The organism is Alteromonas sp. ALT199, from assembly GCF_018619335.1.
GTDB lineage: Bacteria > Pseudomonadota > Gammaproteobacteria > Enterobacterales > Alteromonadaceae > Alteromonas.
The window spans coordinates 1-21,440 of the sequence record NZ_JAHHDX010000152.1; the positions used below are offsets into that span (position 1 = coordinate 1).

The window sequence follows — 21,440 nt, forward strand, 5'->3', positions numbered from 1 at the left end:
AGATCGTAATCTAACGGTAACATATCGTTCCAGTCTTCAAGCCTAAATTCTACTACTGAGTTTTGGAAGATTGGAAAAGTAATTACTACTTTTAAAGCAGAGTTTTATTGAAAGTAAGTTTGTAATGTTTAATTGCGACTTACTTTTTTATTGCCTGTAATCCAGTATTAGCACAAGTTTATGTGTGCCTTCTAAGTCAGTGAGTTTAGCCTTTTAAAGTTCCAAAGAAGAACTTGAAGCAGCCTATAACAACAAATTTATACCTAACACTCACGCAAAAGGGGTTACACCATGAAAACCAATACTGACGTGTCTAAGACACTCGCCAGTAAGCTTTCACCTGTCGCACTAGCAGTAGCGATGGCCGTTCCAGCTCTTTCAAACATTGCCGTTGCTCAGGAAGCTGAAGCAACTGAAGAACAACAGTTTGAAGCCATTACCGTTACCGCGACGAAACGCCCTCAAGTTATTTATGAAGTGCCAATTGCTATCAGCGCCTTCGACGGCGACAAGCTAGCTGCTCAGGGGATAACAGACCTAACTGACGTTGGTAAGTTTGTACCGAACCTAAACGTAACTGGCTTTTCAGCAGGCCACACGTCTTCTGTAAACCCATTCATTCGTGGTATCGGTCTTCAAGATCACCTTATCACTACTGATCCTGGCGTAAGCGTATATGTTGATGGTGTTTACTTAGGCCGTCAGGTTGGACAAAACTGGAGCTTGAACAACATTGAGCGTATAGAGGTGCTTCGTGGTCCTCAAGGTACCCTATACGGTCGTAACTCTATTGGTGGTGCGATTAACATTATCACTAAGGAGCCAGACCAAGGCGATGTAACTAAGATCAATACTGAGTTTGGTACACGTGGTCGCGTTAAAGCAGATCTTTTTGTGAACCATGCTTTATCGGAAACTGTTGCGTTCAACATGAATTTGGCATTCAACAAGCGCGATGGTCTTGGCGAATTCATTAACGTGCCAAACGCTGAATACGATGTTGGTGAGACTGAAGATATTTCAGGTCGTGTTTCACTTAAGTGGGAGCCATCAAATGACTTCCGTATGGTATTGACCGCAGATGCTAACAACGGTGACGGCGGTTTACGTCCGTATACAGTACTTATTGATGAAGTAGGCTCAGATCGCTACTTCGGTGGTCAGAATGGTGTTGGCGTACCGTTACGTAACACAGATGTAACGCCTGAAGGCGCTGATATCTACGATAATGCAACAGGTTCTGAAGCGGTAACTGGCGTATCAAACGAAGCACGAGGTCTTTCACTAACTACTGAGTGGGACATCAATGATGACTACACCGCTAAAGTGGTAGCGAGCCAGCGCACCTCGAAGTACAAAGCGGGTCTTGATGATGACGGTACAATTTATTCGTTAGATCAGTTCCCTGAGCGCGGCGAAGCAGATCAAACATCAATCGAGCTTCAGCTTAACGGCTATATTAATGAGTACACAGATTTTGTTGCGGGCCTTTATTACTTTAACGAAGAAGGTAGCAACCGCCAAGGTGACGACTCTAACTTTGATGGCGGTCCAAACTTACTTGCGCTAGACCAAGAAACCACCTCTAAAGCTGTATATGTAAATGTGCGTCACGACTTAACTGATGAGCTGAGTGTATCTGGTGGTCTTCGCTACACCAAAGACGAAAAAGAAGCGTCTGCGAACGTATTCTCAGCACTCGGAACTATTTATGATTCAAACGATTGGGATGAAGTAACCTGGGAGTTAGCTACAAACTATACGTTTGAAAATGGCATGACAGGTTATGCAACTATTCAGTCTGGATATCAGTCGGGTCAGTTCCCTGCACGCCCTTACTGCCTGATAGGTGAGTTCTTTGGTGCAGGTGGCTTTGATGATATCGAAGGTGCGCAAGCAGCAGTTCGTGCAAATAACTGCTTTACAGCGTCTGACAACATTACCGCTACTAACTATGAAGTGGGTATTAAGGGTCGCGTTAACGATTACTTCGATATCAGTGTTGCCGTATTTAATACTGAGTTTGAAGACCTGCCTTACCAGGTAAGTACTGTGAGTGAAGGCGGTTTTGACACAGCAAACCTTGTTGTAGAGCAAACTTCTCGTGGTATTGAAGCGGATGCAACGTTTAGCTATGGAAACTTTAGCATGATGACCAGCATTGGTTATATGGATGTTGATGTGGAAGAGCAAAATGGGATTAGCCCAGTAGCGCCACTTACACCAGACCTTACGTTTGCAATTGGTCCGCAATATACCTTCGAGCTAGATGGTGGCGATTCTATCCGCGTACGTGCAGATTACTCGTACCGCGCAGAAATGTACGGCGAACCAACTTCTGCTCCTGAGCGTATGACTAAGTTAGACAGCCGTGAGCTAGTAAACTTTGACATTGCCTATACACCAGCAAACGATGCTTATACCGTAGCGCTTTACGGTCGAAATATTTTCGATGAGCGTTATGACAATGCGCGCTTAAATACAGGTGACTATATCCTGCAAATTCTTAGCAACGACGCAAGCGAGTTTGGTGTTAGATTTTCAACTGAATTCTAATATCTACAATTAGTTATAATAAAAAGCCAGTCTTAAGACTGGCTTTTTTTTCTTGTTTTATTTTCATTATTAGCATAGTTTTAAAACTGTGTTGAAACTGGATAGTAATTATAGTGAGATCAAATATACTTTTTTGTATCAGCGTACTTATTACCTCAGGTTTGCTCTTTAGTTGCACTTACACTGTGTATTTACCTGAGGATGAAACAGGTAATGGAGCTAACAACGAAAGGGTAGCGACAGCCAACTCTGAGTATGGTAACCGGTGCCGCTACGGTAGTAACGGCGAGTACGGCATATGTCCAACGGCAAATGGTGAAATGGTTGGAACATCTTGCTCTTGCCCTACACCTTCTGGGCAAATTATGGGAACGGTGTCGAAATATTAGATGTGCTTTACTGTGCGTAGAGCCTTTCAATCATACGGAGTCCAAGCGTGGGGTTGCTTACCAATTTTAAGAAGTCGCGGTTAGAAAAAAAATTTAAGAAAAACGAATGGGTAATCATTCAGCCTATTCCGTTCGCTCAATTTGAACAACTTATTGTTGACCATGTAGACACAGGTTGGGAAATTGAAGACGACTATGAGAGGCTCGCTGAAACTACTCTCAAATGGCAGTGTGAATTACGCAAAGGGACAAGTATCTTAACCTGCATTTGGTCCTCAAAGCAGAAAGGTATTGTATATGGTCCTGAGCGCGTGCTTTCTGGTTTGTCTGAAAAGCTTGGCGTGCCGGCATCCACGACAATTACTTCAACGTGGTTTTAAGTCTCTATTATAGCCAACCTTTTTGTTTGGCGATGCGGGCTGCGTCTACACGGTTAGTCGCATCAAGCTTTGATATCGCTTCTGAAAGGTAGTTTCTTACGGTGCCTTCTGATAAAAATAAAGACTGTGCGATATCTTGGGTCTTAAGCCCTTCTGAGGCCAGCTTAAGTGCTGCCATTTCTTTTTGCGATAGCGGGTTGTTGTCATCAAGTGCCATGATGGCAAGTTCAGTTGAAATTACCTTTTCTCCAGCAGACACTTTGTGAATAGCATCTATCAAGTAGTCGCTGTCAGACTCTTTTAAAATAAACCCCTTAACCCCTAAACTTAATGCGCGCTTTATGTAGCCCGGTTTGGAAAACGTAGTCATCAATACCAGCTTGGTACTAAGGTTTTGTTTTGTAACGTAAGCGGCTAAATCTAGACCTGACACCAGCGGCATTTCAATATCGCTTAAGATGATATTTGGAGCAGGGTGAGCACTTAAATAGTCAATTGCTTCTTGCCCATTACTGCATTTGGCAGCAATGGTTAGTTCGCTCTCTAATGACAGAAGCATGGCGATGGCATCACGAACCAAAGACTGATCTTCAACGATTAAAATAGTAGTCGTAGCTTTTGAATTCATCGTACCGCCTTTATCGACGAAGTTTGGTCAAGGTCAAGCTGAACTATAGCAGTAGGGTGGGGTACTAAGGAAAGGTCCAAATTTGCATGTATAGACATTGCGCGTTCTCTAATTCCCATTAATCCGTTTCCTTCTTTGATTAATGCACTGTTCTCGACAACGCCATGATCTTTGTAAGTCATTTTCACGGTTTCACGGTTAACGTCAAGTCTAAGCGAAACCGTGTTACCTTTTGAATAGCGCAATGTATTTGTGGTTAGTTCTTTGATAATAAGCGCAAGCTGACTTTCTTGTTTTGCATTTAATCGTGCCACAGCGCCACCTTCTATTTCGGTCGTCACATTAAAACCGTTTTCTTCTAATAATGCCTTATCTTTTGCTACCTCATCACCGAGAGAAAGCTGCTTTATACCTGACACCGTTTGACGAATATCACTTAGTAATGCTTGAGACAGTTGCGCCAGTGCTTTCACCTCCAGATGAGCGTCTGCAATTCTATTCTTACTAATAAGCTTATCTGCTAGTTGTGCTTTTAACGAAATAGAACTGAGCGCATGACCCGCAACATCGTGTAAGTCTCGACCTATTCGTTCGCGCTCAGCAATTGCAGATAATACCCTTAACGCTTTAGCCTGCTGGCCTTCTTTTAGGCCATGAAGGGTTTCCTTACGCTCCATAACGCCAAAACCAAACAATACCAAGCTGTTAATTATTGAAGCGCCCAAGAGAAAATGTGCATTTTCAAACATTGTAATGTTTAGAGTAAAAAGCACGATCATCATTATGCCTATACTTATTAACCCTGTTTTAAGCGAGTTGTAATAGCCAACAATAAACGCAATGAAGCCGATAATGGTTGCACCGCCTGGATTTTGAAAACTGCATGCGACAGAAAGCAAAAACATGACCAATAAAAAGGCAGGCAGAACTTTAACAGGCTGATTTATGGCCTTGATGTAAAGAATGACAAAGCTAACGTACCCCAGGGTTTGAAGTAGCCATGTTTCGATAGGAAGTGGGCGGGACATAATAAGAGGAACAAAGAAGAACAACGAAAAAAACAAGCTTCCGAGCGACCAGCGCTTTTTGCGCCCACTTGCCAAAAGCGGCATTTCAGAAGCTGTATTCTCGTTACTCATGCAGGCGCTGGCGTCATCCATATGAGTTGTGTTGTCATCCATACGAGCAACGCTTTTGTTACTGTTTATGCCTTTATCGCTTAGCATTGTGAGTACTTCGTCCTTACTGAAATACAACGGCTGACTTGCTAGTAATTAGCAAAGTGCCTGAGATTATTAACATAATACCCAGCACGGCATAAATGTCGAAAGTTTGTTTCCAAAATATGACTGATGCGGCGGTAATCAGCGCAATCCCCATGCCTGACCAAATTGCATAGGCGACGCCAATTCCCATGTTTTTTAAAACCATGGCAAACAAGATCCCCGACACGGTATAGAAAAATATAGCGCCGTAGCCAAAGGCCCACTTTTCCCATCCGTTCGACATTTTGAGCAGCATGGTAGCGGTAACTTCGGTGATAATAGCAACTGCCAAAAGTAAGTAAGTCATAGTATGTTCCTTCTCAATAAATTGAAATTAGTTAGATTGAGTTTTTTGAAAACGGCGTTCAAGAGTGATTAGCGACACAATGTAAACTGCAACAATGACAGCCGAAATTGCTTCTACCCGTGCTTCAGGAAACAGGTACCAGGCGACAACAATGCCGAAGGTTCTTGCGAGGGTATGAAAGTAGCCAACCCAATGCTCGATAGCCCACGATAAAGGCATCCACATCAGGCCGGCAAGAATACCAATACTTAATGGCAGGGTTGTGTGGTCGATGGTCGATACGGGAAGCGCAATGGCAAACACCATGAGACTCATGAACATTCCCACAAAGAACAGACGGTCGAAACTGTTCTTTGTCATTTTCTTGTCAAAAAAACGTTCACCGGTAAGGTAGGAAAGCCCTGCACCCAAATAGAAAATGGCGCCAGTACCAAGATATAGCATCCACGTTATTGTTACTTCAGATACAAAGGGAGCACTAATACCAAGCAGCGCCCAAACAAGGGTGCCCGCTAGCGGCATGGCAATAAACCTTTTCCTTTTGAAGTCTTCGCGCTGTTGTTCTAGCGAAAGAGGGTTGCTCTGAATACTGGCTGTAGAAGGGTGGTGTAATATATGTTCCATGTGCTTTACCTAGTGTTGTAACTTACGATAGGTAAAGTATGCAAAAGTGTCTTAGATAGCGTTAGTCACAAACGTCACCAATCGCATGTGACATTTGTCATCAGTTTTTATTGGTAAAGATGAAGTATTTAAGTTTGTTGCGTATTTTTATTTTTTCGTTTATTTAAAACAGAATTACCATCTTCTTTTGACAGCTTCAAACTGTCGTAAATGCTGGTCAACGCTAGCCCCGCCATAAATAGTAGAGCGAGCGAAAAGGTTTGTAAGTCGGGTGTCGCAGAACTTTGGCCCAGTACAGCTGCGGCAATGGCAATAGCGAGTGCTGAAAGAGTAATGCCTAATCCTCGGTTCATCTGCATTAAAATAGCGCCCAGCGTATTGGCGTCACGCATTTTATTGGTCGGAACATCAGCAAAAGCGATAGTGTTTATTAATGTAAGGTGCATAGAACGTGTAACACCATTTAAAAATAAGATTAGAGCTATGACCAATGAAGAGGTGTTATGATCAACAAAAGCTAACGCTACAAATCCAAGAGAAATAAACACACCATTAACTATAAACGCGCGCTTAAATCCAAATTTATTCATTATCCACGTGGTGGCGGGTTTAATGGCCAGGTTCCCAGCAAATAGCCACAGTAATAATGACCCAGCTTCAACAGGTGAATAACCTAAACCAAGCTGTAGCATTAGCGGCACAAGAAATGGCGCACTACCTAGCGCCACGCGCACAACAGAACCGCCGTAAACAGAGAGCCTAAAGGTTTTATGCTGCATAGCGTCAAAGGAAAACAGCGGGTTTTTGGCTGTTTTCACATGTTTTACTGCAAATGCCATTAGAACTAAGCCAATAGCGATAATACCTAGCGATTGCAGAAGTTTGTCGCTAGTACTGGCAAGAAACTCAATTCCAGCCATGAAAAGTGCAAAGCCGACACCTGTAAGTAAAAAGCCTTTTATATCGAATTTACCAACATCACCCTTGGTATTTTTTAATAGGTATAGAGATGCGAGAATAGCGATAATACCCAGTGGAATATTCATATAAAAAATCCACTGCCAGCTAAAGTGAGTTGCTATATAGCCGCCAAGCACAGGGCCTAATAGCGGTGCACTTAAGGCGGGCCATGTAATAATAGCTACGGTTTTTACCAGTTTTTCTTTAGGCAAATCACGCAATACGACTAACCTGCCAACCGGCACCATCATAGCACCGCCTAAACCTTGAAGAATACGTGACAAAGTAAATTCAAATAAGCTGGAACTCAGACCACACAGCACTGAGGCCACTGTAAACACCGCGATAGCGGCAATAAAAATAGTGCGAGCACCAAATTTATCAGCAGCGTAACCGCTTAAAGGGATAAACAGCGTGACGGCTACCAAGTAGGCCGACACACCAATAGACAGGTGAGCTGCCGGCACACTAAAATCGGCAGCGATTACGGGAAGTGCCGTGGTAATTACTGTGGCATCTAAAATTTCCATAAAGAGTGCCCCTGCAACCAAAAGGGCAGTGGCAAGCTCTCTATTTAACAATTTCAAAGGCCCTAACAACGCGAGCTACACCCGTAATGTTACGGGCGATATCAACCGCTGCTGTTGCTTCCAGATTGGTTAATCGCCCCATTAAGAATACTTCTGAATCTTGCACAACCACTTTAACTTGAAGCGCTGGGACGCGTTCGTCGGCGACTATTTTGGTACGTACTTTCGACGCAAGCCAGATATCGTTAGCTTGTGTACCGGCGCCTATCGGCTCTCCAATACGAATTTGATTGTGAATTTTTTTAATGTAGCTTACGTCCTGTGTACGCCTAACGGCCTCGTCTATAAGCTCTTGATTAGGCGCTTGCCCAGTAAGCAATGCTACGCCGTTATAAACATCAACTTGTAGGTTAGTTTGTTCTTTAAGCGCATCGCTCTTCGACCATTGATACGACACCGCTGCATCGGCATTTTGATCGTCAAGTTGTGTACCTACTGTACGTCGGTCGTTAGCGACCTTTGCTGCCATTGCACCGGCTGCGCCAACGGCTACTACGCACCCTTGTAATGTAAGAATTAGGGCTAATAAAGAACCCAATAGTCCTAGGTTTTTCACTTGTTTACTCATATTTACTAAATTACTCATCACCGTGGTTGGCAGGGAATAAACTATCGTCAATGCACTCACATAAATTGTGAATTACCAGCAAATGCACTTCTTGTATACGCGCGGTACGGTTAGAAGGAACGCGAATTTCTACGTCATGCTCGCTAAGAAAGCCTGCCATCTCACCGCCGTCTTTACCTGTAAGCGCAACTATCGTCATATCGCGAGACAGCGCAGCTTCCATTGCTGCGATAACATTGCGGGAATTACCGCTAGTAGAAATAGCCAGAAGAATATCGCCAGGCTGACCTAAAGCGCGTACCTGTTTGGCAAATATTTCGTCGTAACTATAGTCATTAGCGATAGATGTAATGGTGGAGGTGTCAGTGCTTAATGCAATAGCAGGCAGGCTAGGACGGTCGCGTTCGTAACGGTTTAACATTTTTGATGAAAAATGCTGTGCGTCGCCAGCAGATCCGCCATTACCGCAGCTCAGTACTTTATTGCCCCTTATTAAGGCTTCAACAATCATGTACGCCGCTTTCTCAATATGCTCTGGTAATATTTCCGACGCTGCTATTTTTGTCTGAATGCTCTCGGTAAAGTTTGCTTTTATCTGTTCAATCATGTGTCGTCTCTTTATTTTCAGCTGACTACGGGCTACGTTTAACGGCTGCTGCACGCTTTTACAAAGTACTGAAAAACACAATGGCCTGTATCTGTGAAATGTTTTCTAAAGCCTTGCTCTTTTAGTTCGTAACTACAATTTGAGCACCAATTTTTAGTGCTATGCAATAAGCGTCGTTTATTGAAGTGTGCGAAAAAACTCAACCAAGTTTCTGGCTTCATCTTCAACTTTAAAATTTTTCACAACGTGTTCGCGACCTGCTTTGCCCATTTCAGCAAGTTTATCCATATCAGAAAGAAGTAAATCCATATGTTCAGTTACAGATTGCTGATTTCTAGTAGGTACTATATACCCATCAATGCCTGGTCTAATGATATCTTCCCACGCGCCTGCCTGTGTTGCTAGTACAGCAGCGCCAGCACTCATGGCTTCTGGTACGGTTAAGCCAAACCCTTCGTTGTAGCTAAGCGCACTAACTAGAGACAATGCACTGAATATTTTAGGAATTTGTTCAAACGGTAATTCACCAGTGAAAACGATTCGTTCGGTCAAACCGGCTTCACGAACTTTTTCTTTGAGCTGGCTTACAAATTCTTGATTACTTGAAGATATGGCGCCTACTACTACCGCATTTACATCAGGGTATTTAGGTAGCACTTTGATGCAAGCTTCCACAAAAAGGTGAACCCCTTTTTGCTCCCTCACTCTCCCTAAAATACCTATACCGTATTTGCCACCGTAACCTAGTGCCTGCCAAGCTTCTTGCTTGTTTTCTGCCGGTGTGTAGTTGTCAATTTGTACACCGTGAAGATTAATTTTGGCAGGGGGTTTGTTTAGGTATTTTGCGGAGCGGTTACTCATCGCAATAACCGCGTCCATCTTATTACTTAACCATACCGTTGAGGATGAGCGCTTACGTTGAGCGGCTGAGCTAAATACAAGCTTTATTTTCGCGCGAAAAACATATTTCAGAAGCACTCCCTGAATCATTTCATCAACACGACGAGCATGAAAAATTCGCCACTTACCGTTACTTAAAGGGTGCCGACACATTTTTGCGACATCCCAGAATGTAATCGTCATCGATGGATCTGGGACAAAGTGTTTACCCATGATCCGCAAATTAATCATCTGCTTTTGAATTGATGTCACTTGCAGCATAGTAGACGTTACACCAGAAAAGTTGGCGCTTGAGTTACCAACTATTAATTCTATTTCTTGGTTATCAACAGTGCTTGGCGAAATCTTGTTGTTGGGGTGACTCATTATTTGTAGGAACCTAAGAAACTCTCATCAATTGGATGAAGGCTTATAAAACTAAAATAAAACAAATGAAACGCTTTTATCATAAAGACGTTGTCATTTATTCTCGAATGTTTTTACATCCAACACACTTAGATAGTGCTTTTAAGGTAAAGTCGGCCTTTAGCCTACGTTCTTCAACCATTGAAGGTTGCTTCCGTCTATGGCGATAACGTCTATTCTTAAAGGTGTAGATGCCGGATTTAAGCCATTATCTAACAAATAGAAATCAAACGCAGCCTGAATTCGTTGCAGCTTTTTAGTTGTCACAAATTCCAACGCACTGCCAAACTGATTTCGCTTTCGATACTTAACTTCAATACACACAATGGTATGTCCGTCTTGCATTACAATATCTAATTCGCCACGTCGCGTATGGTAATTTCGACACAGAATGTTAAGGCCTTGTTCTTCAAGATATTCACAGGCTTTATCTTCTGCAGCACTCCCTTGCAGTTTCGACATGTCTTTACTCCGAAAGCATCTGTACTTTTTCGTTACGGATCATAGCTTGGGGCTGCTGACGTATGACTTCACCTTGTTGGTTAAGTGAAAGGGTGCCAGTTAATCCCTCGTGAGACAGGTATTTAAGTGTGTTTAGCATTCCGAGTTGTGGAAGCAACTGGTAAGCGTCAAAACCAAACGCAAACAGGCGCTTCTGCATAGTATTTTGATTTTTCCATGCAAGCTCTACTTCCTGCTGTAAAGTTTGCCATTTATGTGAAGGCATCAACCAGGGCATATCAATAAAGTGAACATTCTGTAGATCACGCCATTGGTTTTTACCGCTGTCGTAATCCATAGAACGAGACGTGGCATAAACGGGAACTTGCTTGCCATCGTATGGGTTTAAACTTGCTTCAATAATTGGGTTTAGCAACTCGGTGTCTTGGGGTGAAGCAAACGCTATTATGGCGTCAATATCACGCCTACTGCGTGGCATGTTGTACACTTCGTCGTTTGTCATGTACTCAATTTGATTAATGCGGTCATTGCTTTGGGCAACATCTAGCGCTTGAGTGATGCCTTCGCGAAGGGAATTGCTGTCGTTAAAAGTAACTGATGTAATATTCGTGCGAAGTTTATTCTCTCTACTATTAAGCGCCTTCCAGTATTTTTTAAATGTGGCGTCCATCCGCTGATACAAATTACTTTGAGCGGCAATGACTATTGGAGCACGATATCCTTTGTTAAAGATAAACTCAGCAAGTTGCTTCGCTTCATCTTCAGGTGCTAGCCCAAAATAATTAAGCGACGTAGGCAGGTCCATTGCACCCAACTCACCTTGCGTATCGGAATTGCCTAGCTTTCCACCAAACGTATTTGAATCGCCATTTAGTGCTGAGTCAGTAGTTGTAACTAGCGTATCACTGGTTGTGGTATCGTTTGTGGCTACGGGGTCTGCTAGTTCTTCTGGACGATTCAACGCCAGTACGTTAACCCCAACTGGTAAATTAGGAATTAAGCTCTCTACGGTATCTTTTAGCAGTGGACCGACAATGAATTTAGTGTCGCCAATTTCACTAAGTAGATGCTGGGTATCCGCCCCGTTCGTATCAATAAAACGTAGGCGTGGCAGGAGGTGTTCGTCTTGGCGTTTTTCAACATCGGTGTAATAGGCTGACATTATGCCATTTTTTACTACTTGCCCTGAACGCGCTAACCGACCAGAGAGTGGCAGCAATACTGCAATATTATTGGCGCCAGCGTCGGTAAGCTGTGTTGCTTTAAGCACATTATCAGGCAAGGTCGTTTCTAAAATGTGGCCGCGATAAACTTGCTGAAAATTTTGAAGCTCTTTTGCCAATGTAGCAGGCGATGAGGCATTCGCCTCAGTCAACTCGCGAAGCGTGATGAAAGGTGATAGGGCGGGATACGCTTTTCCAACGCTAGGCAGCGTCTTCGTCGGTATGGAGGTCAGCCACTGCCACACCTGCTGTACTTTTTCTTTGTCTGATAAATTAGTTTGTAGCACGCTATTTGCTGCTGCGGCAAAATTTCCTTGCTGCGAGTACAACTGAGTTTGAAGCTCTGCTTTTTGGAAGACGGTTTCGCCGGTACTGTTTACGTCATCCAACATTGCCAGCAATTCTTCTGCCGGGGCGTCAGGCATTCCCGCGTAGGCCTTAGTAAACAAAAGGGTATAGTAAGATTGATTTACTCCTGAAATCCCATCTTCTTTTACTTCATACAGTACTTGTTGCGCCAATACAGGCTGTTGGTTTTGGAGATATAAATCGGCAGCTTGAAGCAGTAGCGTATTACGTCGCTTTTTATCGCGGGTGCGCTCCCACAATTTCTTGGCTTCTATAAGTTTATGCTCTGGTGTAACGTTCTCTTCAACCTGCGTGGTTTCAACTGGAGTGGGTTTTACCACCACAGGCTCTGACTGTGTTTTAGGCGTGCTTCCACAACCCGATAACACCAACACCGAAGCAACGGCTGATAGTGTAAAAAATTTTCCAGCTTGTCCAATATGACGCACAGTTTCATTCCTTTTACATCGTTATAGGCCAAGTTTATCTTAACCAGTATGAAAATCTACGCTTGCCAGCATAAACTGGACTAATGGCGTGATACACTTATCGAATAATCTTCAAAATTAACGTAAGACTAAACCACTGTTATGACAGACACCGCAACCCTATATATTGTTCCTACGCCTATCGGCAACTTAGAAGACATGAGTGCTAGAGCAATTCGCGTATTAAGTGAAGTAAACTGGATCGCTGCAGAGGACACCCGTCATAGTGCGCGACTTTTACAACATTTTAGTATTGGCACCAAAACTCTTTCGTTACACGAGCACAATGAAGACAAGCGCACGGCCATGCTATGCGAACGCTTAAAAAGTGGGGAGTCAGTGGCATTAATAAGCGATGCAGGAACCCCGCTTATTAGCGATCCTGGCTTTGTTTTAGTACGCAAGTGTCGTGAGCAAGGTATTGCGGTTAGCGCATTACCGGGACCATGTGCGGCAATAACCGCATTAAGCGCTTCAGGGCTGCCAACAGACAAATTTATATTTGAAGGTTTTCTACCCGTTAAAACACAGGCAAGAGAAGGCGTGCTCTCAGCGCTTTTAGATAGAACTTTCACCACAGTTTACTATGAAGCGCCTCGTCGAATTTTAGACACGGTTAACGACGTTCAGCGTGTGTTAGGCGAACGCCACATTGTCGTAGCGAAAGAGTTGACTAAAACCTTCGAAACCTATGTGAGTGGCAGCGCACAAGACGTTATTGATTATCTCAATGCCGACGCCGCCCACCAAAAAGGGGAGTTCGTTGTGATGATTGGTCCGGCTAAGGTAAATGAGCAAGCGATTCCCAGTGAAGCAATGTCACTGCTAAATACTCTGTGTGAACATATGCCGCTGAAAAAAGCTGCAGCCGTAGTAGCCAGCCATTATGACTTGAAAAAGAATGCGCTATACCAAGCCGGACTCGATGCAAAGGCGTAAGTCGCTTTAAAAAAAGAGTGATCTTAAGCATTATTGGTGAAATACAAAGTAGTAGGTTCTACGCCAGCCTTTTTGACGAATGGGCTGAATGCTAAAGGAGGCGCAAATGATAAAGACACTTAAGATCACTATGTCCGATGGCAAGTGGCTAGTTGATATATTTTCTCAAGCAAACGACTGTGGTGTTTACGATTTAATTCATCCAAATAATGTTACGGACGTCTCGTTAAACGAAGGCGAAATGTACGGCTTTCGCTACAGTTTGCAGGGTAAGCCAGGAACGACCTTTAAAATAGAATTAGGTGATGACGTGTTAGCGGAAGGAGAAATAGATAAAGCTGAAACCGCTTCGGGCAGTGGAGTGGTCTAGCTATAGTTCTTTACTCCTACCAATATTATTGAGAGCCGAAGCCGCAATTTGCGGCTTCAGTTTCAATGCAAAAAAACTATATACCTTCTGGGAACAGACTTTCTTTTGTTACGACCTGTATGCTTTCAATAACGTTGCGAACGTCGTCATCGAGCTTTTCATTACGAAGGGCCAAGGCTCTGTTGCGCTCAAAAAGTTCTGTGTGGCTTTCTAAGCGTTTTCCCATCTTTCTCCATGCTTGTACCCTAGCCTCATATGGCCACGCTTCAAGTTCAATGCGATGAGAGTCTAGCTGAGTTAAGAGCATAGTAGCAGCTGCCGCCATGGACATGCCGCCAGGCCAATTAGGGTTATTATTCTCTGGGTCGAAAGAAACAAATGCAGTCATTAACGGGCCATAGTTTTTCAGCCAGTCGTAGTACCTATTGAAGGCTTTCTCATCGTACTCATCTACATCAAAGTTATAAGACCTGCGATCTGAGACGGTGACCCTAGAGGGAGTATTGTCAACATAAACGGCAGTGGTTGTTGTTGAGGTCGTTATCGCTGGCGCATCGGTAGCGTCTGGCATGGCATCATCTGCCCCTCCTACGGTTAACCTTCCACCTTTTCCTAGCCCACCTTCGACCTCTTGCGCTTTGTACGAACGAAGCGCGATTACCATCTGGTTAAAAGAATCAGCAAATGCGGTAACCAGCATTTTTCCTTCAGGCGTTTTCGAGAAGCCTCCAGCGCCACCGGCTGCTGCGCCAGCAAACATGCCGCCAAACAAGCTAAAGTCGTGATTCGCAGCACTACCTGTTGCAGCAGAAACTTGAACACCTGAACGGTTATCAATGAGCAGTAAAGAAGTAGCCGCTTCGTTCTTGCTAAAACCTCCGCCAACGATAGAGCCTAATGTGCCAAAAAGTGCACCTGCTATCGCTTTACCACCTTGTGTTTTTTCTGCAAAAAGAACTGAGGGACTGAGCGTGTAATCCGCCGCTACCATTTGACCGCCGCCAATGTTAGAGCCTGAGCGAAGTTGCCCTGACTGCATGAGTTGGCGTTCAGTGTTCATTGCATTCATAGCGCGGCCGCGCTCAACAATAACAAAACAGTTAGATTGTTGGATCATTAGTCTGATAACAGGAATGGTACTACCGAGTTTCGGATAGGTCCTACGATACTCTGACCACCAAGGCAAGCTGGTATCTTCAAAGACGCTTAGTGTACCGAGTGTTTCGTCACAACTTTCCAATTGCGCATTATTGTTTGAAGCATTAGCGCCACCAGCACCACCACTTACTGCGCCTGAGCTCCCTCCTCCCATAGAAGGTGTTGTTGACATACAGGCTGTGGTTAAAAACAGCGCACTAAGCGCAGATACAATAGGTTTGGCAAATGTGTGAACTTGAGTTGCACAGTTTGAGCCTAGATTATTCCTCTTCACAATCAATTCCTCTGATAAAGATAAGATATAACCGAGACAGGCAATTTTTGATGGTTTGATACAACACCTGAATTCGGTGTTGAACAAAAGACGACGGAGATTAAAGACTCACCTTCTACGAAGCTGGTAGGTCGAAATTCCCTTTTGACTACTCAACATCCTCAAAATAGCACTTGAGAAGATAGGGGACAAGCATATTGATCAAATTATGATCAATATGCCTTTCGTATACCTTTTACTGATGGGTTAAATTTAGGACAAACGGCCTTTAAAGTCTTCGTAGCTAAATTCACGAACCAGTTCAAAATCGCCGTTAGCACGCAAAATACCTATGGCAGGGTGCTCTACACCGTTAAAGAACGTGGTTTTTACCATAGTATAGTGCATCATATCTTCAAACTGTAAGCGATCGCCCGCCTTCAATGGCGCGTCGAATGAATAGACATCAATAACGTCGCCGGCGAGGCAGGAATTACCACCAAGTTTAACGTTATACGCTTTTTCTTCTGGCATACCTGCACTTAAAATTGCTGGGCGATAGGGCATTTCTAGTACATCAGGCATGTGTGCAGTGGCTGAAATATCCAAAATAGCGATATCCCCGTCGTTTTCCACCATATCAACGATTTCACAGATTAAAGGTCCTGTTTGCCAAGCAACAGCAGAGCCTGGCTCAAGAATCACGTCTAAATGTGGGTAGCGCGCTTTAAAGTCTTTTAGCGTTTTAATAAGGTGCTCAACATCATAACCCTCGCGGGTCATTAGATGTCCGCCGCCTAGGTTCAACCACTTTAATTGGCCTAACCATTTGCCAAAGCGTTTTTCAATGGCTTCAAGCGTACGTGCAGTAGCAAAAGAATCACACTCACAAAGGTTGTGGCAGTGGAAACCTTCGATACCCGACAAATCTACGCCTTCTAGTTCACTAGCACGTATGCCTAAGCGTGAACCCGGTGCAGCGGGGTCGTAAAGTGGCGTATCAGCTTCTTGGTGCTCAGGGTTTATGCGAAGGCCTAACGAAACGTCAGCTAGCACGTCTTTGTGGGCATGCCACTGGGTCAGACTATTAAAAGACAGGTGGTTGACAAGGCCCGCAAGCTCCTTCGCGTCATTAACTTTGTACGCAGGAGAATAAGCGTGGACTTCTTTGCCCATTTCTGCAGCAAGTTTCGCTTCCCATACCGAGCTTGCTGTTGCACCGTGTAAATACTGTTTAATAATGTCGAAGCATGACCACATTGAAAAGCCTTTCAGCGCCAAAATTATGCGTGCGCCAGATTCGTCCTGAACCCGTTTCATTAGCTCAAGGTTTTTAATTAATTTTGATTCTTCGAGCACGTAGCAAGGAGAGGGGATATCAGTGCGTTGAGTTAAATCGGTCAATGGGATAAAGCTCCAAAAAATAAAACTGCTTACAATGTTAATGAGGCGTCTAATGTATTACATAACGGGTCTTAGCTCAAAAATCGGCTGGCTAGTGCAGCTTAACAACCTAGGATAATTTGAGTTATTTCGAATGCAGTTATAGCGTTAACAAAAAAGGGCGCTTAATTTAAGCGCCCTTGGGTATCGATTATTTAGTGAAAGGGCTGCTTTCACATTCAAGAACGTGCCATGGAAGGCCGTGCTCGTTAAGCATATCCATGAATGGGTCTGGGTCGAATTGTTCCATGTTCCAAACGCCCGACTCTTTCCATGTACCGTTAAGCATAAGTGCCGCGCCAATCATTGCTGGAACACCTGTAGTATAAGATACCGCTTGTGCGCCCACTTCTTCGTTACATTTTGCGTGGTCACAGTTATTGTAGATAAAGATGGTTTTTTCTTTACCATCTTTAATACCTGTGATGTAAGTACCAATGCACGTCATGCCGCTATAGCCTTCAGCAAGTGAACCTGGGTTAGGAAGGACTGCTTTTAAGAACTCTAGCGGTACAATCTTCTGGCCTTGGAATTCAACTGGCTCAATGCTAGTCATACCAATGCCTTCAAGTACGCGAAGGTGGTTAAGGTAAGCATCACCGAAGGTCATCCAAAAACGTGCGCGCTTAAGGCTAGGGAAGTGCTTAACAATAGACTCTAGTTCTTCGTGGAACATTAGATAAGAAGCACGAACACCAATGTTTTGGTAGTCTAAGTCTTCACGTACGCTTAGCGGATCGGTTTCTTTCCACTCACCGTTTTCCCAAAAACGACCGCGCTGGGTAATTTCACGAATGTTGATTTCAGGGTTGAAGTTTGTCGCGAAGGCCTGACCGTGATCGCCGCCATTACAGTCCACAATATCGAGATAGTGAATTTCGTCGAAGTAATGTTTCGCCGCGTATGCGGTATAAACGTTTGTCACACCTGGATCGAAACCACTGCCAAGAAGCGCCATAATGCCCGCGTCTTTGAACTTGTCTTGGTAAGCCCACTGCCATGAATATTCGAATTTTGCTTCGTCTTTTGGCTCGTAGTTGGCTGTGTCTAAGTAATCAGTATTAGTTGCAAGACACGCATCCATGATAGGAAGGTCTTGGTATGGCAATGCAAGGTTGATTACTAGGTCTGGCTTTACTTTATTGATCAGTGCTTCAACTTCTTTTGCATTATCTGCATCAACAGCGAAAACATCTTTTACGCGATCAGCACCTACTTCTTGTTGTAGCGCTTCACACTTAGATACTGTGCGACTTGCTAAGTAAATTTCGTCGAAATGTTGCGGTAAACGTGCACATTTTTTCACGGTTACCGACGCAACACCGCCAGCACCAATAATTAAAACGCGAGACATAATAACTAATCCCTAATTTTGCTAATGAATTTTGGGCTGAATGCTAGCAGACCAATGGGATTTGGCAAGCAAAGACAGCCTTCGATAGGACAAAAATTTTTAATCGTAACAACGAATGTAAAAGGTAGCGCACACGTTACGTGACGCTACCTTTAAAAACTACAGAACTAAATGAATAATGTTTGCACCAGGGTATATGAAAATCAACATTTCCCGAGCAGTTGTTATCCTAACGTGTGACAGTGTCGATAGGTGGTGAAATTACAATTTTACCGTCAACTTTATAGTAAGGGTAAAGTATAAGTCGTTCTTCATGATTTGGTGTTGTAGTTGCAATGGCTATAGCGTCAAGCGTTTTACTGTCTTGAGTGTTAACTGCCGCCGCATACACCAAAACGCTGTAACTATTTGTGTCGGTGGTGGTATCGATTACTCGCCATTGCAGCTGTTCTATAAGCTGCGACTCGCGTTTCTTAATTCCAGTTTCGTCGGCGAAAATACAGCCAATTCGACCGTTTTCGTAAATAGCTGCAAAAGGGTAAAACACATCGCACACCGGTAACATAAGTTCACATAGATTAAGTGATTTAGATACTAGAGCGTTTAACTGCGTTGGCAATGTAACTGGACGTTCGATCATAATGTATCTCCTGTGAGCTAGCGTTGCTGTACACTTGCTAATACCTACGCTTTCACAGTCACATTAGTTTAATAATCGCGATTCCGATAGCACAAATTGCCCATTCAGACTAAAAGTCTACAAGGCACACGCCGCGTAATGTTCCACAAAAGCCCCTGTGACACGGGTTAAAAGCGAAACCTTGTTAGCCGTTTGATTTTAGTTTTTTCTGATATTTAAGTGGCGTAGTGGAAAACCATGTTTTAAATACATGAGTAAATGACGACTGTTCCTTAAAGCCTAATAAACTTGCTGTATCGGCAATAGTATGGCGCATTAGCAAGTCGTCTAGGCGTGCTTTACGTTCAGTATCGAGAATTTGCTTAAAGCTGGTGTTACTTTGCTTCAACTTACGCTGAAGTGTACGCGGGCTTATAAATAGGGCTTCGGCCATCCGCTTTTGATCACAGCCTTTTAGCGTTGTATTGGCCTTTAAAAGCGCAACGACTTTATTGCTGATGTTTTCGTGTGCATTACGGTTAATATTGCTTTTGTTGGCCTCAACAGATTTCTCCTCTGTGCTCTGGCTTAGTTCTTCTTCGGTCAATTTGACAAGTGCGCTGAACATTGCCTTATTCTCGCTGGTAAACGGGACATATAGCAGTTGTTGAGGAAAAGTAATGGTGTTGGCTTGTGCACAATCTACTACCTCACAGCCAAACCACTGCGCTAATGTGTCCTTTTCCGACATACTTAAAGGAAAAGTAAAAGTAACGGCGTTCAGTTGGCTGGCTGCCCCCAGAATTTTATAGACGGTTGCTACCCAGGCTGTGGTGTTGCGCAATACCATTTGCCTGCAATCTTCGCTTTTGGGCACCCATTCAACGCGGGCATCTTCAGACTCAAAAAACACGCTTGTTGTGCCAATGTCAGCGACTAAAGCATCAAACCGGGTAAGCGCGCTAATCGCTTGAGCTAAGTTTTCACAACTCTCAACAAGGTACCCCAGCACCCCGTAATCCCTTGCTTGAATTTGTTTGCCTAACTCAAAACCAAATAATGAACTGTTGGTTAATGCTGCCCCTTGATTTAACAGTTCGACATATACTTCCATAGAAATGCGGGACGAATCGGCAAGTGAACTATGCTTTTGAGTAAGTAGCGAAAGCTTGTCGGTAGCCACCCCTGAGCTAACCAAATAGCTCACTGTACTTTGAATGTAGGCTGAAGAAACAGATGGCATAACTTTGTCGCAAAATAACAAAAAATCTGACGTATTAACGCAAGATAAAATATGAATGTCAATTTAAGCTGATAACCATCAGAAAAGGAAATATCGTAGATGGTCAACGTTTACTATCAGAAAAATATTACTGCTACGCCACAAGTGCTTCACGACGCGCTGCTTGACCATAAGAATTTAAGCGACTTTTTTAATGCATCGTTTAAGGTATTAAAGACAGAAAATCATGGTGAGGTTAGCGGCGGTAAAGGCTGCGTGAGAGAAGTGACTATCCTTGGCGTTCGCTTTAAAGAGGAGATTATTCAAGCCGATGCAAATGGCATTGAGTACCGGGTTGTTGACGACTTTCCAGTGAAAGCGCACAGGGGGGTTATCAGATTTTCCGCACAAGGCTGTCAAACGAAGGTTTCCTATCGTATTACCTGTCGTGCGCCCTGGTATATGCCCAATTGGTTGTTAACGCACCTTCTACAAAACGATATCGAACAGTGTTTAGACAAGTTAGGAGCACGCTTTGATCCCTGTTGAACTTATTTTAGTTGGCTTAAGCCCGGTTTTCTTGCTGTGTGTTTTTTTGGAGTTCAAAAAAGCACGGCAGTTTTATAGCGTAAAAGACAGTGTTAACAATGCCTTACTTGCAATGCTTCATCAGGGCTCTGATGCTTTGGTATTGCTGCTATTAATGCCTTTGTTTATTTGGTTACACCAGTTTTCGTTGTTTAACATAGAGCTTACGCCGGTATCACTCTTTGCAGGGTTTATCCTTCAAGACTTTTTGTATTACTGGTTTCACCGCGCCTCTCACAACATACACTGGTTTTGGCTAGCGCATGTAGTACATCACAGCTCAACGAAAATGAATTTCACCACGGCCTTTAGACAAAGCGTTTTGTATCCGTTTGTGGGCATGTGGCTCTTCTGGGTACCTATGATACTCATTGGTTTTTCGCCCAGCCTAGTTTTTTCCATAGTTGCTATTAACTTGGCCTATCAGTTCTTTGTACATACCCAAACAATTGGAAATTTAGGCTGGGTAGAGCGAATATTCAACACGCCTACTCATCACCGTATTCATCACGCAACGAATAAACCCTATATTGATAAAAACTACGGTGGCGTGCTTATCATCTGGGATAAGTTATTTGGCACTTTCGTTAAAGAAGATAAAACCATAACAACAAAGTACGGCATAGTTGGAAAGGTGCCTGAGGATAACCCTCTTAGCGCCAATTTTAATCAAATAGGAGTGCTGCTTAAACAACTTCAGCATGCTAAAGGCGTAAAAGCAAAGTTTAAGCTGCTATTTGGCTACCCTGTTGCTGATTGATAAGGTGCTTCTCTTATCTAAGAGCAATAATCCC

21 protein-coding genes are annotated in these 21,440 nt (G+C 43.6%); 6 read left to right on the top strand and 15 right to left on the bottom strand.

Going from position 1 to position 21,440, the window contains the following annotated elements; genetic code table 11:
- The first annotated feature begins 291 nt into the window (after positions 1 to 291).
- Together KL866_RS17085 and KL866_RS17090 are read left to right on the top strand one after the other, a co-directional pair.
- The gene (locus KL866_RS17085) at positions 292 to 2,556 is read left to right on the top strand and encodes a TonB-dependent receptor (protein WP_214996151.1); all 2,265 of its coding nucleotides are present in this window, start codon (positions 292 to 294) and stop codon (positions 2,554 to 2,556) included.
- A gap of 436 nt (positions 2,557 to 2,992) precedes the next feature.
- The gene (locus KL866_RS17090; protein WP_025256250.1) at positions 2,993 to 3,325 is read left to right on the top strand and encodes a hypothetical protein; all 333 of its coding nucleotides are present in this window, start codon (positions 2,993 to 2,995) and stop codon (positions 3,323 to 3,325) included.
- Positions 3,326 to 3,332: 7 nt separating this feature from the next.
- On the opposite strand, the gene KL866_RS17095 is transcribed toward KL866_RS17090, so the two are convergent.
- The 10 genes from KL866_RS17095 to KL866_RS17140 all read right to left on the bottom strand — a co-directional run bounded on the left by KL866_RS17095 (position 3,333) and on the right by KL866_RS17140 (position 12,661).
- Positions 3,333 to 3,953 carry a DNA-binding response regulator gene (locus KL866_RS17095; RefSeq protein WP_025256249.1) on the bottom strand — a complete coding sequence of 207 codons (621 nt, stop codon included), beginning with the start codon at positions 3,951 to 3,953 and terminating at the stop codon, positions 3,333 to 3,335.
- Positions 3,950 to 5,179, bottom strand: a complete 1,230-nt coding sequence (locus tag KL866_RS17100; RefSeq protein WP_025256248.1) for a sensor histidine kinase — start codon at positions 5,177 to 5,179, stop codon at positions 3,950 to 3,952. The genes KL866_RS17095 and KL866_RS17100 overlap by 4 nt, the downstream gene beginning before the upstream one ends.
- 16 nt (positions 5,180 to 5,195) lie before the next feature.
- Complete coding sequence (locus KL866_RS17105) at positions 5,196 to 5,525, bottom strand: multidrug efflux SMR transporter (protein WP_025256247.1); 330 nt, start codon at positions 5,523 to 5,525, stop codon at positions 5,196 to 5,198.
- Between the two features lie 27 nt (positions 5,526 to 5,552).
- On the bottom strand, positions 5,553 to 6,149 hold the full coding sequence (locus KL866_RS17110; protein ID WP_025256246.1) for a DUF7010 family protein: 597 nt from the start codon (positions 6,147 to 6,149) through the stop codon (positions 5,553 to 5,555).
- A gap of 128 nt (positions 6,150 to 6,277) precedes the next feature.
- The gene (locus KL866_RS17115) at positions 6,278 to 7,660 is read right to left on the bottom strand and encodes an MFS transporter (RefSeq protein WP_409173994.1); all 1,383 of its coding nucleotides are present in this window, start codon (positions 7,658 to 7,660) and stop codon (positions 6,278 to 6,280) included.
- Positions 7,661 to 7,679: 19 nt separating this feature from the next.
- A complete protein-coding gene (locus KL866_RS17120) occupies positions 7,680 to 8,255 on the bottom strand; it encodes a BON domain-containing protein (protein ID WP_025256244.1) in 576 nt (191 codons plus the stop codon).
- A gap of 22 nt (positions 8,256 to 8,277) precedes the next feature.
- The gene (locus KL866_RS17125) at positions 8,278 to 8,874 is read right to left on the bottom strand and encodes a phosphoheptose isomerase (RefSeq protein WP_025256243.1); all 597 of its coding nucleotides are present in this window, start codon (positions 8,872 to 8,874) and stop codon (positions 8,278 to 8,280) included.
- A 177-nt stretch (positions 8,875 to 9,051) separates the two neighbouring features.
- Positions 9,052 to 10,140 (bottom strand): glycosyltransferase family 4 protein, encoded by a 1,089-nt coding sequence (locus tag KL866_RS17130; protein ID WP_025256242.1) that lies wholly within the window; start codon positions 10,138 to 10,140, stop codon positions 9,052 to 9,054.
- Positions 10,141 to 10,299: 159 nt separating this feature from the next.
- The gene (locus KL866_RS17135) at positions 10,300 to 10,641 is read right to left on the bottom strand and encodes a YraN family protein (protein WP_025256241.1); all 342 of its coding nucleotides are present in this window, start codon (positions 10,639 to 10,641) and stop codon (positions 10,300 to 10,302) included.
- A gap of 4 nt (positions 10,642 to 10,645) precedes the next feature.
- The gene (locus KL866_RS17140; RefSeq protein WP_214996153.1) at positions 10,646 to 12,661 is read right to left on the bottom strand and encodes a penicillin-binding protein activator; all 2,016 of its coding nucleotides are present in this window, start codon (positions 12,659 to 12,661) and stop codon (positions 10,646 to 10,648) included.
- A 141-nt stretch (positions 12,662 to 12,802) separates the two neighbouring features.
- Between KL866_RS17140 and rsmI the strand changes: the two genes are divergently transcribed.
- The gene (gene rsmI / locus KL866_RS17145; RefSeq protein WP_025256239.1) at positions 12,803 to 13,639 is read left to right on the top strand and encodes a 16S rRNA (cytidine(1402)-2'-O)-methyltransferase; all 837 of its coding nucleotides are present in this window, start codon (positions 12,803 to 12,805) and stop codon (positions 13,637 to 13,639) included.
- A gap of 106 nt (positions 13,640 to 13,745) precedes the next feature.
- A complete protein-coding gene (locus KL866_RS17150) occupies positions 13,746 to 14,009 on the top strand; it encodes a hypothetical protein (protein WP_025256238.1) in 264 nt (87 codons plus the stop codon).
- Between the two features lie 76 nt (positions 14,010 to 14,085).
- Here KL866_RS17150 and KL866_RS17155 read toward each other — a convergent pair whose 3' ends face one another.
- The 5 genes from KL866_RS17155 to KL866_RS17175 all read right to left on the bottom strand — a co-directional run bounded on the left by KL866_RS17155 (position 14,086) and on the right by KL866_RS17175 (position 20,079).
- The gene (locus KL866_RS17155; protein ID WP_025256237.1) at positions 14,086 to 15,441 is read right to left on the bottom strand and encodes a CsgG/HfaB family protein; all 1,356 of its coding nucleotides are present in this window, start codon (positions 15,439 to 15,441) and stop codon (positions 14,086 to 14,088) included.
- Positions 15,442 to 15,693: 252 nt separating this feature from the next.
- Entirely contained in the window at positions 15,694 to 16,824 is a 1,131-nt protein-coding gene (nspC, locus tag KL866_RS17160; protein ID WP_025256236.1) for a carboxynorspermidine decarboxylase, read from the bottom strand.
- Positions 16,825 to 17,014: 190 nt separating this feature from the next.
- On the bottom strand, positions 17,015 to 18,217 hold the full coding sequence (locus KL866_RS17165; RefSeq protein WP_025256235.1) for a saccharopine dehydrogenase family protein: 1,203 nt from the start codon (positions 18,215 to 18,217) through the stop codon (positions 17,015 to 17,017).
- Between the two features lie 229 nt (positions 18,218 to 18,446).
- Positions 18,447 to 18,857 carry a hypothetical protein gene (locus KL866_RS17170; protein WP_025256234.1) on the bottom strand — a complete coding sequence of 137 codons (411 nt, stop codon included), beginning with the start codon at positions 18,855 to 18,857 and terminating at the stop codon, positions 18,447 to 18,449.
- A 184-nt stretch (positions 18,858 to 19,041) separates the two neighbouring features.
- Positions 19,042 to 20,079 carry an AraC family transcriptional regulator gene (locus KL866_RS17175; RefSeq protein WP_251140127.1) on the bottom strand — a complete coding sequence of 346 codons (1,038 nt, stop codon included), beginning with the start codon at positions 20,077 to 20,079 and terminating at the stop codon, positions 19,042 to 19,044.
- Between the two features lie 99 nt (positions 20,080 to 20,178).
- On the opposite strand from KL866_RS17175, the gene KL866_RS17180 reads away from it, so the two are divergent.
- The gene (locus tag KL866_RS17180) at positions 20,179 to 20,607 is read left to right on the top strand and encodes an SRPBCC family protein (RefSeq protein ID WP_025256232.1); all 429 of its coding nucleotides are present in this window, start codon (positions 20,179 to 20,181) and stop codon (positions 20,605 to 20,607) included.
- A complete protein-coding gene (locus tag KL866_RS17185; RefSeq protein WP_025256231.1) occupies positions 20,594 to 21,406 on the top strand; it encodes a sterol desaturase family protein in 813 nt (270 codons plus the stop codon). Before KL866_RS17180 ends, KL866_RS17185 begins: the two co-directional genes overlap by 14 nt.
- The last annotated feature ends 34 nt before the right edge of the window (positions 21,407 to 21,440 follow it).